A 15,282-nucleotide genomic window follows, 5' to 3' on the forward strand; every position below is an offset into this window, starting at 1 on the left:
ATGGTGAGTAGTGGATTCTCCCGTAACTGCTAATTCCCAGCGCCGAGGATGGTACGCCATGAACATTGGACAGGCACGGGCCGTACTCTTGGGGGCCCTGGTTTTGCTCGGGACGGCCGGTTGCGCCGCTGGCGGCGGAACAACGGCCCCGCCGTCGTCCGCCACGGCGTCCGCGACGGCAGGCATGCCCATGGAGTCTTCCTCCGCCATGACGTCGGCGGCCCCGGGCGCGGAAGGCTCCGCAGCGCCGGCCGCGGCCCCCGCCATCACCATCAAGGACTTCGCCTTTGGCGATCCAATGACGGTGTCCCCCGGCGCGACGGTATCGGTGACCAACATGGACACCGCGGAGCATACCGTGACCGCAGACCAGGGCTCGGCGTTTGACGTGGAGGTCAAGGGCAGCGGCGGAAACGCGACGTTTACGGCTCCGTCACAGCCCGGCACCTATACCTTCCACTGCATCTACCACCCGAACATGCACGGGACGCTGACGGTCAAGTGAGCGTCCGAAGCCACTCCGGCACTGTCGTGGGGGTGCGTGGAAGCAGCGTGGCCTTACGGGTGTTCACGGCCGTCGCCCTGTTCATCGATGCCGGCGTCCATATCCATCTCGCACCCGGCTATCCGGCCGGGAACTCTGCCGGGATCGGCCAGGGAAACCTCTTCCTGCTCGAGTCCGCGGCCGCGGTCCTGGCTGCGCTGTATGTCCTCCTGCGGGGCAGCAGGGCGGCCTATGCGGCCGCCTTCATCGTCGCCCTGAGCGCCTTTGCGGCAGTGGTCCTCTACCGTTATGTGAACCTGCCCGCGTTCGGTCCCTTCCCGGCCATGTATGACCCGGTCTGGTTCTTCGAAAAGTCCCTCAGCGCGGCGGCGGAAGCCGCCGGGACAATCCTGGCCGGCCTGGGATTCGTCCGGGCGGGCCGGCACCGGGCGTAGGCCCCGGCGCGTCGCTCCCGAGCGTTCCGCCGCGGGCCGGGGCCGCCGTCGCGGGTCCTGCAGCGATGCCGAAGTGGCGCCTGCGGAACTTGTTAGCATGGGGGCGAGGTGGTTCATGCCAGGGACAGCGGAGCGTCGTGCCGTGACCGATGTGACAGCGGCGATGGCGGCGTTTCTGGTGCCCGGAATCTGGCTCTCGGCCATCACCATCCCCGGCGGCGGCCCACGGGTCCTGGCCATCGCTGCCGGCGCCGCCGTGGTCGGGCGGGCCGCCGCCGCCATTCTTCGACGCCGCCCCCTGCTGTCTTCTCCCGCTGACCGCGTCACGCTGCTGCGGGCCGTGCTGGTGGCGTGCTGCGGCACCGTAACCGTTGCGGGACTGTTCGCAGGGTCCCGGCCGGCGCTGCTCCTCGTCCTGATGGGCACCGTGGCCCTTCTGCTCGACGCCGTGGATGGCCGCGTTGCCCGGTTCACCGGCACCGCGTCCGCTGCGGGGTCACGACTGGATACGGATACGGACGGCGCTCTCGTGCTGGTGCTCTCATCTGCGGCGGCGGCAGTAGCCGGCCCCTGGACGCTCTGCATCGGTCTTATGTACTACGCCTTCCTCGCCGGCGGCTGGTTCCGGCCGTCGCTGCGGGAACCGCTGCCACCCAGTACCGCCCGGAAAGTTATCGGCGCCTTCCAGCCTTCCGCGTTGTTGTTCGCCCTGGCCCCCGGCGTCCCGTCCGCTCTGGGCGCGGCGGGACTCGCCCTGGCCCTCACGTTGCTCGTCCTGTCCTTCGGCCGTGACGTCGTCGAGCTCGAGCGCCTCCACCGCATGCCGCGGGGCGCCGCGACGTCGTCGGGCCTCGGGCGGACTGGCGGCCGGTAAGGAAGCCGCCGCGTGACTAGGGCTGGCCGAAAGGTGATGGCCTCGGCACGAGGCTGGTCGATGCGGGACCTTGAATGACGGTGCCGTCGGTGGCAAACCGGGAGCCATGGCACGGACAGTCCCAGGTCACATCGGCAGAATTGAACTCGACGGTGCAGCCAAGATGCGTGCAGACGGCCGAGACGGCCCGGAGCTTCCCGGCCGGGTCGGCGTAGACGGCAACCTTCTCGCCGTCCCGCTCAACGACGGACCCCTCCCCCGGAGCGGGAAGCGCGTGACCCGCCGCCGGACCGTCCCGGTCCACGGGCCGTGCCACGCTGACGGCCGGGGTGGCACGGTTGCTGTCGAACACCCGCGCCCAGGGGTTCACCCGGCCGCACAAGGTATCGGCGAGGATAAGGGCCGCGGCGGTGCCGTTGCTCAGGCCCCATTTGCGCAGGCCGGTGATCACATGGACATGCGAGGCCGAGGGAGGCATAATCCCCACGAAGGGCAGGCCGTCGATCGGGAGCCCGTCCTGCGTGGACCAGCGGAATTCCGCCCCGCCCGCGCCAAGCCGGTCACGGGAGAACGCCGCGAGCCGGCGGTACCGCTCGGTACTGTCGACGGACTCCCCCGCCGGGTGGCCTTCGCCGCCGGCAAGCAGGTAGCCGGTGCCCTCGACCTGGACCGCCAGGATCGAGCGCATCGGATCGTCGACGCTGATATAGGTTCCTTCCAGCGGCAGGGAGCCGGCCCGGCTGGCGACGACGTAGGAGCGGTGCAGGAGGCACCGCGCGTCGAAAAATCCGCCGTCGCCGAACGGCACGTTGGTGGCCACGATGACGTCACGCGCCCGGACCGAACCCCGCCCCGTTTCGACGATGGCGGGCGAGCCGTCGCGGAGCGCCACGGCCCGGGACTCCTCGAACACAAAGCTGCCGCCACCGTCGACGGCGCGGGCGAGGCCCTGCAGGTATTTTACCGCGTGGAACTGTGCCTGGTTTTCGAAGCGGACCGCGCCCTTCACCGCGAAGGGCAGGGGAACGTCGCTCGTGAAGACGGAGGGAAGGCCGAGCCCGGCGGCCAGGGCGGCTTCGTCCCGGACCAGGGCCAGGGCCTCGTCGGTTTCGGCGTAGCTGAAGTTGGCCACACGGCGGAAATCGCAGTCGATCCGCTCCGCCGAAACGACGCGCGCGATGTGCTCGACCGCGGCCTGGTTCGCCTGCCCGTAGCCGCGCGCGGTGTCCACACCGTGGCGGTCCGCCAGCGCCGTGTACGCCAGACGGTGCAGGGACGTGACCTTTCCGGTGGTGTGCCCGGTGACTCCGGTGCCGACACGGGCCGCCTCAACCACGGCCACACTGTGGCCCGCCCGTTTGAGGGCCAGCGCCGCGGTCAGGCCGGCGATGCCGGCGCCGATCACCGCCGTGTCGACCTCAAGGTCGCCGTCGAGCGCGGGATATCCGGTGACCCCGGCCGTGGCGACCCAGAGGGATACTGGTTTTCCTTCGGATCGCTCACTCACGGCAATGCCTTCCGACGAGCATGCATCCCCCGCCCCGAAGGTGCGTGCAGATTCCCGGTGAAGATGGTCGGAATCTAGCACCATTCAGAATGCCTGCATAGGGCCGGAAGGGCGGGCGCAGGCCCCCTGCATCGCCGGCTGGCCGCCGCCGGACCCCCGGCGTAGACTCGAGCAAAATTCCGGGATGAAAGCCCTTTTATGAATAAGAACCGGCTGGAGGCATTCAGCGACGGCGTGCTTGCCATCATCATCACCATCATGGTGCTGGAACTCCACGTTCCTGCGGAGCCAAGCTGGAGTGCGCTGCTGGACGAACTCCCGACGTTCTTCAGCTACTTGCTGAGCTTCATCTATGTCGGGATCTACTGGAACAACCACCACCACATGCTGCATCTGGCCGGCAGGGTCAACGGCGGGGTGCTCTGGGCAAACCTGCATCTGTTGTTCTGGCTCTCACTCTTCCCCTTCACCACACGCTGGCTGAACACCGCGGGCCTGGCGGAGGTCCCCGTCCTGGTGTACGGGCTGAATCTGCTTCTCGCTGCCGTCGCCTTCTATCTTCTGAAGTCGGCCCTGATCGGCCAGCAAGGAAGGAACGGCCCGCTGGACGTGGCCCTGGGCCGGGACTGGAAGGGAAAGGGATCCCCCTTCCTCTACATCCTGGGCATGGGGCTCAGCCTGGTGAACCCCGTCCTGGGCCTCGTGGTCTACAGCGGCGTAGCAGCGATCTGGCTCCTTCCGGACCGGCGGGTGGAGCGGTTCCTCACGCGCACCGCTGAACCCAACGGCTGAGATCCTGCGGGCCGGGGAACGGGTCAGCGGCGCCTGCGCCGGGCGCGGTGCGGAAAGCCCTCATCGCCGGGCGCGCCCTGCCAGCGAGGTGTTGAGAAATTCCAGGATGTCCGGGGTGGGCGTCCTGATATGCGCCGCATATCGGGTGTGCTTCTCCACGTAATTCCTGATGTACGGGCAGACCGGGACGATCACGAGCCCGGCGGCCACCGTCTCGTCAAGGGCCTGGGCCGCCAACCGCCCGGCAAGCCCCTGCCCGCCATACTCTTCGTCGATGACCGTGTGGTAGAAGATCCGCTGGGAACCATCGTGATCCAGATAGGCCGACTGGCCGATGACGGCTTCGCCGTCGAGCACTTCGAAGCGGCCCCGCTCAGGGTGGTTGCGGATGGTGATCATGGCCAAGCTCTCCTCGCTTCTCTCCGGGTGGCGGTTCAGTCGCGGGGGCGCATGCGGACGTTCGGGAGGGCCGGAGCCGGCAGCGGTGCCGGCTGGCCGCCCGGAAAGGTGCCGAAGCGGGGGCCCCCGGCTCCTGCGGCGGCAGCAGCCCCGCCGTCCTCCGCACCGATCTCGGCCTGCCATTGTGCCCGGTATCCGACGATTTCTTCGTGGCTGCGGCCGACGAAATTCCACCACATCACGATTGGTTCGCCCAGCGGTTCCCCGCCGATGAGAAGTACGCGCAACGGTCCGCTGCCGGCCGCCAGGGTCAGGGACGCACGGCCAAGCGGGAGGTAGGCGAGGTGGTCCTTCGCGACGGAGTGCCCGTCCAGGTCCAGGGTTCCCGTGTCCACCAGCAGTCCGTGTTCGAAGGACGGCTCGGTGTCCAGGCGCAGCTGCGCCCCCGGCTCGAGGATGATCTCCGCGCCGAGCAAGGGTGTGTGGGTGGTGACCGGAGAGGTGGAACCGGCGAGGGATCCCAGGAAGACGCGCATGGTCCAGCCGTCCCCGCTGAGCGCCTCCGGGCGGTAGTGCTCGAAGGTCGGTTCCATGTGGCGGGCGCGTTCCGGCAGCGCCACCCACAGCTGGGCGCCATTCAGGACATCGGTGTCCGGGGTGGAGAACTCCGAATGGCTGATACCGCGGCCCGCGGTCATCAGGTTGACTTCGCCGGGCCGCACCGCAGCATGGAAACCGGCCGAGTCGCGGTGTTCGATCTCACCGGTGAACAGCCAGCTGACCGTCTGCAGTCCGGTGTGCGGATGGCGCGGGACGTGCATTCCGCCGCTGTCGCCGACCCGGTCCGGGCCGTAATGGTCCAGGAAGCACCAGGCACCGATGAGGCTGCGCTGGCGTTGGGGAAGGGTGCGTCGCACATCCATCGCCCGAGGTCCGCCCAACGGGACCTGCCGCGGGACCAGTATTTCCACGCCGATGCAACTGTCGTCGGTTTCGCAGAGAACTTCCTGGGGGGCAACTTCGGTATTGCTCATGAGCACAGCCTAGCGCCGCCCGGATCCCGGTGCCCGACTTCTGTACTGTGGCCGTCTACCAGCATCATTGATTCATGCCCATCCCCGAATCCGCCATCACCATCCCTGTCGGCGACGGCACAGTCCCCGGCGCCTATGCCCGCCCTGACAGCCCCTTTGCCACGCTCGTCGTCGCCCACGGTGCCGGGGCAGGCATGGACCATCCGTTCCTGACCGGCTTCACCCGGGCCTTGAACGAGGAATCCGTCGCAACACTCCGCTTCAACTTCCCGTACCGCGAGGCGGGCAGGAAGTTCCCGGACAGGCCGCCGGCTGCCATCGCAACCTGGCGGGCCGCCATGGAGGCGGCAGCCTCGCGTTCGGACGGCGAGCCGGTGTGGGCCGCCGGCAAGTCATTCGGCGGGCGCATGGCCTCGATGGCCGTTGCCGAGGGCATGCCGGCGGCCGGACTGGTCTACCTCGGATACCCGCTCCATCCCCCGGGAAAACCGGAAAAGCTCCGCGACGGGCACCTCTACGGACTGACCCTGCCGATGCTCTTTCTGCAGGGCACGCGCGATCCCTTCGCGAGCCCTGAACTGCTGGAGGGCATGGTGGCCCGCATCCCGTCCGCGACGCTTCAGTGGAGCCAGGGCGGCGGCCACACCTTTGAGGTCGCCGGGCTTAAGCGCAGCCCCGAGGAAGTGGGGGCCTCGCTGGCCGGACCGGTCGCGGCCTTCATGAAGGTGCACTGAAGCGCAGGACGTCGGCCACGGCCGTCCAGCCCGCGGCCGTGTAGCCGGCCACGTCCAGCGGGTCCAGGACTGTGTAGAGTGTGCCCGCGCCGTGCACGCCGGCCTCGTCGGCGAGCGCCGCGACCACCGCGGCCCCCAGGTGATCGGCGTCGTCCGGATGCCGGGTGCGGACTCCCCCGATCACCGCCAGGCCGTCCTGGATACTGATCCGCCCGCTGGCGACCGGATGGTCGAAGACGGAAATTTCGACGACGTCGTACAGCTCCAGGGGGGCCTCGGCGAGCTGCGCGTCCTCGGGCAGCGCCGGTACCACGTCCAGGTCTTCCGTCCTAGCAGCGAGCAGGGATTCCTCCCCGACGGCGGCCAGGCCGCGGGCAGCAGCATAGGCCCGCGCCTTTTCGGGCTCGCTGGTTGCCAGCGCCAGGACGGCTCCGGGTTGCTGGAGGACCACCGCAGCGGCGCCGTCGACGCCGCTTCCCGGCCACGCGAGGATGTACTCCGGCTGGCGGTGTTCCCCGTCCGGGACGGCCATCACGCCGTCCGCCTCGACCGCCGATGCCCGGCCCTGGACGGCGAGCCATCCGGCGGCCCATCCGGGAAGGGCGTCCTGCCATTCAGCCATGACGCGTTCCCCCCTTCAGAGCCAGGCGGTCCGGCGCAGCGGCGGCTCGGCGCCGCCAGGGCGCTGCACGAGCACCTGATTGACGCCCGTCAGTCCCGCCTCGAAGCCCAGGGCGCTCGCGGCCATGTAGAGCCGCCACACCCGGGCCCGCCCGAGGCTGGCGGACTGCACGGCCTCATCCCAGTGTTCTTCCAGGTTCTTTACCCAGGCCCGGAGGGTCAGCGCATAGTGCCGGCGCAGGGCCTCGACGTCGAGCACCTCCAGCCCTCCGGACTCCAGGGCCCCGAGCATCTCGGAGAGGCTGAGCATCTCGCCGTCGGGGAAGACATAACGGGGAATGAAGGAATCCGGGTCCGGGGCCGTGGGTCCGGCGTTCCAGGAGATGGCGTGGTTGAGCAGCCTGCCGCCGGGGCGCAGCAGCCCCTGCAGCTGGGAGACGTAGTGGCGGATCTGCTCGCCGCCGCCTACGTGCTCTGACATGCCGATGGAGCTGATCGCGTCGAACGGTCCGTCGTCGACGTCGCGGTAGTCCTGCACGCGGATCTCGATCCGGTCCGTCAGCCCGGCGTCGGCCGCGCGTTTGCGGGCCAGCGCCGCCTGTTCGGTGGAGAGCGTGACGCCGACGACGTCGACCCCGTAGTTCCGTGCCGCGTGCAGGGCGAAGCTGCCCCAGCCGCAACCGACGTCCAGGACCCGCATGCCCGGTTTCAGCCCCAGCTTGCGGCAGACCAGGTCCAGTTTGGCCGCCTGGGCGGCGTCCAGGCCGGTGCTCTCGTCGTTCCAGACCGCACACGAGTAGACCATCGACGGGCCCAGCACGAGGGCGTAGAAGTCATTGCCGACGTCGTAGTGGTGCGAGATGGCCGCCGCGTCGCGGCCCTTGGAATGGCGTTTGCCGTAACGCGTGACACGGGCTTCCTCCGGCGGAGGCGCCGGGTTGGGCCCGAGGGCGCCAAGCCGGACGGCGGCCGTAACCAGGGTCCAGATCTCGCGCGCCGTGAGCGGGCGGAAGGGGCCGGGCTCGGCGAACTTCCCGGCGGAGCTCAGGGCAGCGAAGGTCGCGAAGATGTCGCCGGGCGCGTCAATATCCCCGGCCACGTAGGCCCGGCTCAGCCCCAGCTGCCCCGGCGACCACAGGATCCGGCGCAGCGCCCGCCGGGAGCGGAACTCAATCTTCGGGGCGTCAGCCGGGCCGGCTTCAGAACCGTCCCACGCCCGCAGCCGGAGCGGGATCTCCTGGGTCCCGAGGACGATCGCCAGCGCGCCGGCCAGCCGTGATGCCACTCCCGTGGTTTTCGCCATGTTCATTGCCTCTCTTCCAACACTGTGCCTGCTCCAAGAAGCGCACCCGCGCCTTGCTGCCTTCAATCTATGTGGCAAACATGGCGTTCGGACAGGGGACACGTCCTTCGGATTCGTCCGCAATGATGATTACAAGGCGCACGGCTCTGGCGCTCCCCGCGTCGGGTGCCTATCGTGTTGGCTATGTCTGAAGCTTTCGCGTCTCTCGTCGAGGCATTCAAAAACGTAGGTGTGTCCAGGGCCTACGGCACTCCGGTGCAGATCGCCGGGGAAGAAATCATCCCGGTGGCATTGGTGTCCTTTGGCTTCGGCGGGGGCAGCAATCCCGACGCCGGGAATGGCGGGGACGGTGCAGCCGGCGGAGGGGGCGGCGGATTCGTGCTTCCGCTGGGCGTCTACGGGCGTGGCCCGCGCGGGCACATGGTGTTCCGGCCCAATACCCTGGCGCTGCTGGCCGTGCTGGTCCCGCTCGTGTGCGCCGTCGGCGTCGTGGTGCGCGGCGTCGCCCGTACTGTCAAGGCCTAGCGCGGGTCAGCCCCGGCGTCCGGCGAGCCGCGACGGGTTCGTGAACTGACGGGTCTGCATGAGCCAAGGCGAGGGCTCCAGGATGGCGGTGTGCCGTGGCGCCTACTCCGAAGAGCCCGGGGACGGGGAGGCCGCCGGCGCGTAAATCCCGCCGATCAGGGCCCGGGCGATCACCGCCGCCGGGTCCCGTCCGTCCGCCGACGGAGCGAGGTTCGTCCACACCACGAGCGTCACCTTGTTCACGGGGTCGCTGCCCATAAACGAGTTGAAACCGGGCAGCTCCCCCGTGTGCCCGTAGAGCTGCCCGAACTTGGCCAGAGCCAGTCCGTAGAGAGCCCCTCCGGCGTCGTTCGGGTCCACCGGCCGGGGGCTGTCCAGCCATACCTTTTGCAGCTCGGGCCTGAGGAGTTTGCCGCCCGTGATGGCTTCGGCCCAGGTCGCGAGGTCGCCGGCGGTCGAGATTCCCTGGCCGGCGGCCCACGCCCACGACGGGTTGGAGTTGGTGTAATCGTTCGGGGCAAGGGTTCCGGCTTTTGCCCGGGCGATCAGGTCGGCCGGCAGCTGGGAGCTGGCAATCGTCAGGACGTTGGTCATGTACATGTAGCCCTGCGGATGCGGGGACGGCAGCACATTCGAGTCCGACGGCGGGAATGACGTCTGGCTCAGACCGAGCGGCCCGAGGATCCGGTCCTGGATGATCCGGGCCAGCGGTTTTCCTTCAAGTTTTTCGGCGATCAGGCCCAGCAGGACGGTGTTGGTGTTCGAGTAGTGGAAGCCCTGCCCGGGTGCGAAGTAGACCGGAAGCGGAAGCGCGATTGCGAGGAGTTCCTCCGGCGTCCAGACGCGTTGCGGGGTGGTATCCAGGGCCAGGTTGAGCTCGTACGATTCAGAGTAGTTGTAGAGGCCGCTCCGCATGGTGAGCAGCTGTTCGATCGTGATGTTGGCACCGTTGGGAACATCCGCCCGGTATATCGCGACCGGGTCGCTGAGCTTCAGCCGGCCTTCCTGCACGAGCTGCAGGATGACGGTTCCGGTCCACGTCTTGGTGATGGAACCGATCCTGATGTGGTCATCCAGCGAGACCGGCGCGTTTCCCCCGAGGTTGCTGACCCCGTAGGTGGAGGTGAATCCCCCCTCCGGGGTGCGCAGCAGCACGACTGCCCCCGGAACCAGCAGCTCCTTGGCAGTGTCCTCGAAGGTCTTCTGCAGCTGCGCCTTATCCAGGGGCAGCAGGGCCGGTGCCGCCGCGGTACTGGTGGCCGTCGTGTCAGTAGCAGTAGCAGTGGCAGGAGCGGTGGAAGTGCTGGTGGCCGACGACGTCGATCCCGGCTGCGGCGGCCCGGAGCCGGTGCACGCCGACACGGCGAGCAGCGCGGCGGCCAGGCACACTGCGGTGAAGGACCGGCGCAGTCTGCGCCTGGCACGGTTTGCTGTGGTCATCGTTGGCTCCTTGTCGGCCTTCAGCCTTTGCTGCGTGCCCGGCTGGGCTGCACCCGCAGGGGTTCTCCGGGCATTTTCGGGAAGTCCGGCGGGAAGGGAAGCTCCCCGAGCCCGGCCGCAAGATCCCGCTCCCACCACTCCAGGAGGGCGTCGATGGTGCCCGCGCTCGAATGCATCCCCGCCCACGGATCGCCGGTGCTCTTGAGCCTCTCCGGGACGGTGATGACCGTGAAGTCGTCCGGGTTGGCGCCGTCCAGCTCCTCCCAACCGATCGGGCACGAGACCGTGGCATTCGGCAAGGCACGCGGGCTGTAGGCGCCAGCCATCGTGCGGTCGCGGTTCGCCTGGTTGAAGTCCACGAAGACCCGTGTGCCGCGTTCCTCTTTCCACCAGGCCGTCGTGACCTTTTCGGGCATCCGCCGTTCGAGTTCGCGGGCGGCCGCGATCACGGCGTGCCGGACCGCCAGGAATTCGCGGGTGGCCTCAATGGGGGCGAACACGTGCAGCCCGCGGCTTCCGGAGGTCTTGATAAAGGCGGTCAGCCCCGCCTCGGCCAGCACGGACCGCAGCTCCACGGCGGCGGTGGCCGCCTCCGCGAACCCCGTGCCGGGCTGCGGGTCAAGGTCGATCCGCAGCTGGTCCGGATTGTCCGGGTTGCCGGCCCGGGACGCCCACGGATGGAACACCACCGTGTTCATCTGCACCGCCCAGACCGCGGCGGCGACCTCGTCAATGACCAGCTGCGGGTGTGAGCGGCCACTCGGATAGACCACTACCACCGACCTCACGAAGTCAGGGGCCCCCTTGGGCGGATTCTTCGAGAAGAACTGTTCGCCGTCGACGTTGTCCGGGAACCGTTGCAGCGTCACGGGCCGGCCGCCGTTCGCTGCGAGGAAAGGGTCCCCGACGTCGACGATGTACCGGGCGAGGTCCAGTTTGCTCAGGCCCGGCTTCGGCCAGAGGACACGCCCGGGACTCGATATCCGCAGTTCCCGGGCCCCCTGCGGACCAGTGACAGTGACCGTTGCTTCTTCCCTGACCATGGGGACAAGCTACTCCCGGCGGACCCGCAACCCAATAGCTGACGCCCGTGCGCCGGCCTACCGGACGTGCAGCCAGGTTTCGATGGCGGTCGCGGCCGCTTCGGCCCCTCCGGCCTCGCGGACTGCCAGGCTCATTCCGGCGACATTCCGGCGGATCCGCGGATCGCCACTGACCCCGGATACGGCGTCCAGAAGGGCCGACGGCGTGAGGTCCGCGGCCGCCAGCTGCAGCCCCAGGCCTAGCTCCGTCAGGCGGCGGGCCGTGGCTTCCTGCTCGGGCTGCTGGGGAAATGCCACCATCGGGACCCCGAAGTAGAGTGCTTCCATGGTCGAGTTCATCCCGGCATGGGTGAGAAAAACATCCGCGTGGCGCAGTACCAGCAGTTGCGGAAAGAACGCCAGGACCTGGAAATTCGCGGGAACCGGTCCCAGCGAGCCGGGGTCCGTCTGCTCGCCGACGGCCATCGCGACGTCCCACTTGCCCTGGCCGAAGGCCTCCATGCACATTCGAAAGAAGTCCGGCTGCCGATTCAACGGGGTGGTGCCGAGCGAGATGAAGAGCAAGGGCTTCGGCCCCTCATGGGTCCACTCCGCATGGGATTCACGTCCGCCAACGCACGGACCCACGAACTGGAACCGTTCATCGAAGGTCTCGCCCATGGGCTGGAACGCGCGCGGAATGAAGACGATGTTGAACGGCGCTGGCGGTCCGTCGAACATCCGTGGAGCTCTTACGCCCTGTTCGGCGGCGAACTCAACGAGCCAACGGCCCGCCGTCGTCCACGCCTCCACCATTTCCGGGCGAGGCGCGGCGGGAAGGAGCGTCCTGATCGAGAAGTGCTCGTTGGTGGCATACGTGGGCATCAGAGCGATCGCAGGCACACCGGTCTTCTCCGCCGCCATGCTGCCGCTGATGGTCATCGCGTCGAAGCAGACGGCGTCGGGCGGGTCCTCCTTGAGCTGTTCCACCAGGACCGGAAAGCTGGCACGAAGATCCTCGAACACGCGCTTCATCATCGGCAGCATTAACTGCCCCCGGGCAGGGAGACCGGGCCCCTGATCCGGCAACAGTGCCATCCAGTTCTCCCCGGAGGCGTGGAATGCCGCCCCGGCTTCCTCGATCTGCGGGGCGAAGTTGGCAGCGGTGAAATAGCTGACCCGGTGGCCGCGGCGGACCAGTTCAGCAACCACGGCCAGGGTCGGGTTAACGTGGCCCGCGGCGGGAATGGATATGAAGGAAAAATGCATGACGATCACTCCCCGTCGCCTGGCTGACGCTGGACCAGCGGCGGCTCCATCGGCGGCATCTCACTTTATGATGCGCCTGGAATGACCGCGGCGCGATACCCGGCGGGCTCCGGGGCGGTGTTGGCACGTGCCATTCCCATGACGGCGCGGAACGTGAACAATGGCACTCATGAGTGCAACATACGAGGCATCGCGGCGCGTCACGTCAAATACCCCGGAGGTCGTGGCTTCGGCCGTCCGGGAAGCCATCCAGGAACTGCGGGACACCCTCCAGCGGCATGGCATCGCCGCCGCGTTTGACGACCTTGCCCGGCTGGGACACACGGAGTCCTGGGACGGCGAGGGGCAGCGCTGGGTCCACGTCAGCTGGGAGGGCGAAGAAGCCGGATAGTCCGGGCACTGTCCGTTGCCGCCGCGCGGCAGTGAAGGCCAGGTGGGCGTTGCCCACGGTAGCGTGGGGCACGGCAAACCGTGCCACAGCCGCGACGCGGCGATTCCAAAGGAGCGAGCCATCAACAGGTCACACCGGACATCGAAAAGCGAGCCCGACACGGCCGTTGAACTCAACCCCATGTTCAGCCGGCCCGGCGAGTCCACCATGTTCCCGCGCTTTGAGCTGCCAAACCAGGAATCCCTGCCCTCGACCGCGTACCAGATCGTCCACGATGAAGCCATGCTTGACGGCAACGCCCGGCTGAATCTGGCGACCTTCGTCGGTACCTGGATGGAGCCGGAAGCGGCCAGGCTCTACGCAGAGTCCTTCGACAAGAACATGATAGACAAGGACGAGTACCCGCAGACGGCCATGATTGAGACCCGCTGCTGGCGTATGCTCGCGGGCCTGTGGAATGCGCCGGACCCGGCCAAGGCCATCGGGACCTCCACGATTGGTTCCTCCGAAGCGTGCATGCTCGGAGGCCTTGCACTGAAACGGAAATGGCAGCACGCCCGGCGCGCGGCGGGCCAATCGGCGGAGAAGCCGAATCTGGTCCTCAGCTCCGCCGTCCAGGTCTGTTGGGAGAAGTTCTGCAATTATTGGGACGTTGAAGCCCGCTACGTCCCCGTATCGATGGAGCATCAGGTGCTCGACGGACACGACCTGGACCAGTACGTGGACGAGAACACCATAGGCGTAGTCGCCATCATGGGCGTGACGTACACCGGCCGGTACGAACCCGTCGACAGGATCTCGGCGGCCCTGGACGAAATCCAGGCCAGCCGCGGACTCGACATTCCGATCCATGTCGACGGCGCCTCCGGGGCCATGATCGCCCCTTTCCTGCAGCCGGACACCGTCTGGGACTTCCGTCTCGCCCGGGTGGCCTCCATCAACACCTCAGGCCACAAATATGGATTGGTGTATCCGGGCCTGGGCTGGATCGTCTGGAGGGACGAAGCTGCGCTGCCCGATGACCTGGTCTTCCACGTGAGCTACCTCGGCGGCGACATGCCGACCTTCGCACTGAACTTCTCCCGGCCCGGAGCCCAGGTCCTGCTGCAGTACTACCTCTTCCTGCGGCTCGGTTTCGACGGGTACAAATCGGTCCAGTCCGCGTCCCGGGACGTCGCCGTGTTCCTGTCCGGGCAAATCGGAAAGATGGATGCTTTTACCCTCCTGAGTGACGGATCCGATATTCCCGTCTTCGCGTGGCAACTCACCGACGGCCACACCCGGAACTGGAACCTTCATCACCTCTCCGAGCGGCTGCGCATGAGCGGCTGGATTGTCCCCGCCTATCCCTTGCCTGACGGACTCAGCGACATCACCGTACAGCGCGTCGTCGTCCGGAACGGGTTCACCCGCGACCTCGCAGCCAGCTTCCTGGAGGACCTCGAAAAGGAGGTCACCTATCTGGACGGCCTGAACGCACCTTTCCCCTCGGAGGGGCACACCCCGGCCTTCCACCACTAGCCGGCTGACGCCGGATAAGGAGTGCCGATGTGCCGACTGTTCGGCCTGCACGCCGGTCCCGAGCCGGTCCGGGCCACGTTCTGGCTCCTGGATGCCCCTGACAGCCTCGCAGACCAGAGCAGGAGGGAGCCCGACGGCGCCGGAATAGGCACCTTTGACGCGGCAGGCAGGGCGCATGTGGCCAAGCAGCCGCTGGCCGCGTGGGAGGACCACGCGTTCGCGCGCGAGGCACGGGACCTGAAGAGCACAACGTTCCTGGCCCATGTCCGGTATGCCACCACCGGCGCACACACCATGGTCAACACCCACCCGTTTGAGCAGGACGGGCGGCTGTTCGCCCACAACGGCGCCTTTGGTGACCTCCCCCGGATTGACCAGCGCCTGGCCCGCCTCGGGGCCGCCGATCTCGTGCACGGGCAGACCGACAGCGAACGCCTTTTCGCGCTCATCACCGCCGAGAGCCGGCGGACCGGCGGCGACGTCGGGGAAGGCATCACCCGGGCCATCACGTGGATCGCCGGGGAGCTGCCGGTGTTAAGCCTGAACCTCATCCTGACGACGGCGACGGACCTTTGGGCGGTCAGGTACCCGGCCAGCCATGAGCTGTACATCCTGGAACGGGACCCGGCCGGTGCCCCCCGCCCTGCAGCCCCTCTGGACGCCCGAAGCGCCCGCATCCACGCCCGCAGCGAGGATCTCGCCCGCTCGGCCCAGGTCCTCATCGCCACCGAGCCGATGGATCACAATCCCGGCTGGCGGCCGGTAGTGGCCGGTGAACTCGTGCATGTCGGTCCGGATCTCGCGGTGACCGCCAGCTTCCCCTTTCCGGAGACCCCGGCGCATCCCCTCACGCTGTCCGATCCTGACCTGTCAGCACCGACATCCCGGAAGCCGTGATTGTGCGGGGCCGG

17 protein-coding genes are annotated in these 15,282 nt (G+C 68.1%); 9 read left to right on the forward strand and 8 right to left on the reverse strand.

Translation table 11 applies throughout. The features are described from left to right. The first annotated feature begins 58 nt into the window (after positions 1-58). From E5206_RS13480 to E5206_RS13490, 3 genes are all read left to right on the forward strand, one after another. Positions 59-505 carry a cupredoxin domain-containing protein gene (locus E5206_RS13480; protein WP_205759927.1) on the forward strand — a complete coding sequence of 149 codons (447 nt, stop codon included), beginning with the start codon at positions 59-61 and terminating at the stop codon, positions 503-505. A gap of 47 nt (positions 506-552) precedes the next feature. Then, positions 553-939, forward strand: a complete 387-nt coding sequence (locus E5206_RS13485) for a hypothetical protein (protein WP_240689730.1) — start codon at positions 553-555, stop codon at positions 937-939. Between the two features lie 142 nt (positions 940-1,081). Further along, a complete protein-coding gene (locus tag E5206_RS13490) occupies positions 1,082-1,813 on the forward strand; it encodes a CDP-alcohol phosphatidyltransferase family protein (RefSeq protein ID WP_240689732.1) in 732 nt (243 codons plus the stop codon). Between the two features lie 16 nt (positions 1,814-1,829). Here the strand turns inward: E5206_RS13490 and E5206_RS13495 are convergent, their stop codons facing one another. Further along, positions 1,830-3,320: an FAD-dependent oxidoreductase gene (locus E5206_RS13495; protein WP_240689734.1), complete on the reverse strand. Its 1,491-nt coding sequence runs from the start codon at positions 3,318-3,320 to the stop codon at positions 1,830-1,832. Between the two features lie 198 nt (positions 3,321-3,518). Between E5206_RS13495 and E5206_RS13500 the strand changes: the two genes are divergently transcribed. After that, positions 3,519-4,112 carry a TMEM175 family protein gene (locus E5206_RS13500; RefSeq protein ID WP_136322930.1) on the forward strand — a complete coding sequence of 198 codons (594 nt, stop codon included), beginning with the start codon at positions 3,519-3,521 and terminating at the stop codon, positions 4,110-4,112. 60 nt (positions 4,113-4,172) lie between these two features. On the opposite strand, the gene E5206_RS13505 is transcribed toward E5206_RS13500, so the two are convergent. Together E5206_RS13505 and E5206_RS13510 are read right to left on the reverse strand one after the other, a co-directional pair. Further along, the gene (locus E5206_RS13505) at positions 4,173-4,511 is read right to left on the reverse strand and encodes a GNAT family N-acetyltransferase (RefSeq protein ID WP_346763448.1); all 339 of its coding nucleotides are present in this window, start codon (positions 4,509-4,511) and stop codon (positions 4,173-4,175) included. Between the two features lie 35 nt (positions 4,512-4,546). Next, the gene (locus E5206_RS13510) at positions 4,547-5,545 is read right to left on the reverse strand and encodes a pirin family protein (protein WP_136322932.1); all 999 of its coding nucleotides are present in this window, start codon (positions 5,543-5,545) and stop codon (positions 4,547-4,549) included. 74 nt (positions 5,546-5,619) lie between these two features. Between E5206_RS13510 and E5206_RS13515 the strand changes: the two genes are divergently transcribed. Further along, positions 5,620-6,279, forward strand: coding sequence for an alpha/beta family hydrolase (locus E5206_RS13515; RefSeq protein WP_136322933.1), 660 nt, complete (start codon positions 5,620-5,622; stop codon positions 6,277-6,279). On the opposite strand, the gene E5206_RS19310 is transcribed toward E5206_RS13515, so the two are convergent. Together E5206_RS19310 and E5206_RS13530 are read right to left on the reverse strand one after the other, a co-directional pair. Beyond that, positions 6,263-6,901: a hypothetical protein gene (locus E5206_RS19310; protein ID WP_168709340.1), complete on the reverse strand. Its 639-nt coding sequence runs from the start codon at positions 6,899-6,901 to the stop codon at positions 6,263-6,265. The two genes, E5206_RS13515 and E5206_RS19310, sit on opposite strands and share 17 nt — an antisense overlap. A gap of 15 nt (positions 6,902-6,916) precedes the next feature. Then, the gene (locus E5206_RS13530) at positions 6,917-8,203 is read right to left on the reverse strand and encodes a cyclopropane-fatty-acyl-phospholipid synthase family protein (protein WP_136324145.1); all 1,287 of its coding nucleotides are present in this window, start codon (positions 8,201-8,203) and stop codon (positions 6,917-6,919) included. Positions 8,204-8,386: 183 nt separating this feature from the next. On the opposite strand from E5206_RS13530, the gene E5206_RS13535 reads away from it, so the two are divergent. After that, positions 8,387-8,728: a hypothetical protein gene (locus E5206_RS13535; RefSeq protein ID WP_136322936.1), complete on the forward strand. Its 342-nt coding sequence runs from the start codon at positions 8,387-8,389 to the stop codon at positions 8,726-8,728. A 102-nt stretch (positions 8,729-8,830) separates the two neighbouring features. Here E5206_RS13535 and E5206_RS13540 read toward each other — a convergent pair whose 3' ends face one another. The 3 genes from E5206_RS13540 to E5206_RS13550 are packed head-to-tail and all read right to left on the reverse strand — an operon-like array spanning position 8,831 to position 12,459. Continuing rightward, positions 8,831-10,168 carry a serine hydrolase domain-containing protein gene (locus E5206_RS13540; protein WP_136322937.1) on the reverse strand — a complete coding sequence of 446 codons (1,338 nt, stop codon included), beginning with the start codon at positions 10,166-10,168 and terminating at the stop codon, positions 8,831-8,833. Positions 10,169-10,188: 20 nt separating this feature from the next. Beyond that, the gene (gene ligD, locus E5206_RS13545) at positions 10,189-11,211 is read right to left on the reverse strand and encodes a non-homologous end-joining DNA ligase (RefSeq protein ID WP_136322938.1); all 1,023 of its coding nucleotides are present in this window, start codon (positions 11,209-11,211) and stop codon (positions 10,189-10,191) included. A 57-nt stretch (positions 11,212-11,268) separates the two neighbouring features. Next, positions 11,269-12,459 (reverse strand): macrolide family glycosyltransferase, encoded by a 1,191-nt coding sequence (locus tag E5206_RS13550; protein WP_205759928.1) that lies wholly within the window; start codon positions 12,457-12,459, stop codon positions 11,269-11,271. Between the two features lie 169 nt (positions 12,460-12,628). Here E5206_RS13550 and E5206_RS13555 point away from each other — a divergent pair, with 169 nt between their 5' ends. From E5206_RS13555 to E5206_RS13565, 3 genes are all read left to right on the forward strand, one after another. Further along, positions 12,629-12,850: a hypothetical protein gene (locus E5206_RS13555; protein ID WP_136322939.1), complete on the forward strand. Its 222-nt coding sequence runs from the start codon at positions 12,629-12,631 to the stop codon at positions 12,848-12,850. A 120-nt stretch (positions 12,851-12,970) separates the two neighbouring features. Next, positions 12,971-14,371: a glutamate decarboxylase gene (locus E5206_RS13560; RefSeq protein WP_136324147.1), complete on the forward strand. Its 1,401-nt coding sequence runs from the start codon at positions 12,971-12,973 to the stop codon at positions 14,369-14,371. Between the two features lie 27 nt (positions 14,372-14,398). Next, positions 14,399-15,268, forward strand: coding sequence for a class II glutamine amidotransferase (locus E5206_RS13565; protein WP_136322940.1), 870 nt, complete (start codon positions 14,399-14,401; stop codon positions 15,266-15,268). Positions 15,269-15,282 lie beyond the last annotated feature (14 nt).

The organism is Arthrobacter sp. PAMC25564 (genome assembly GCF_004798705.1).
Taxonomy (GTDB): Bacteria; Actinomycetota; Actinomycetes; order Actinomycetales; family Micrococcaceae; genus Arthrobacter.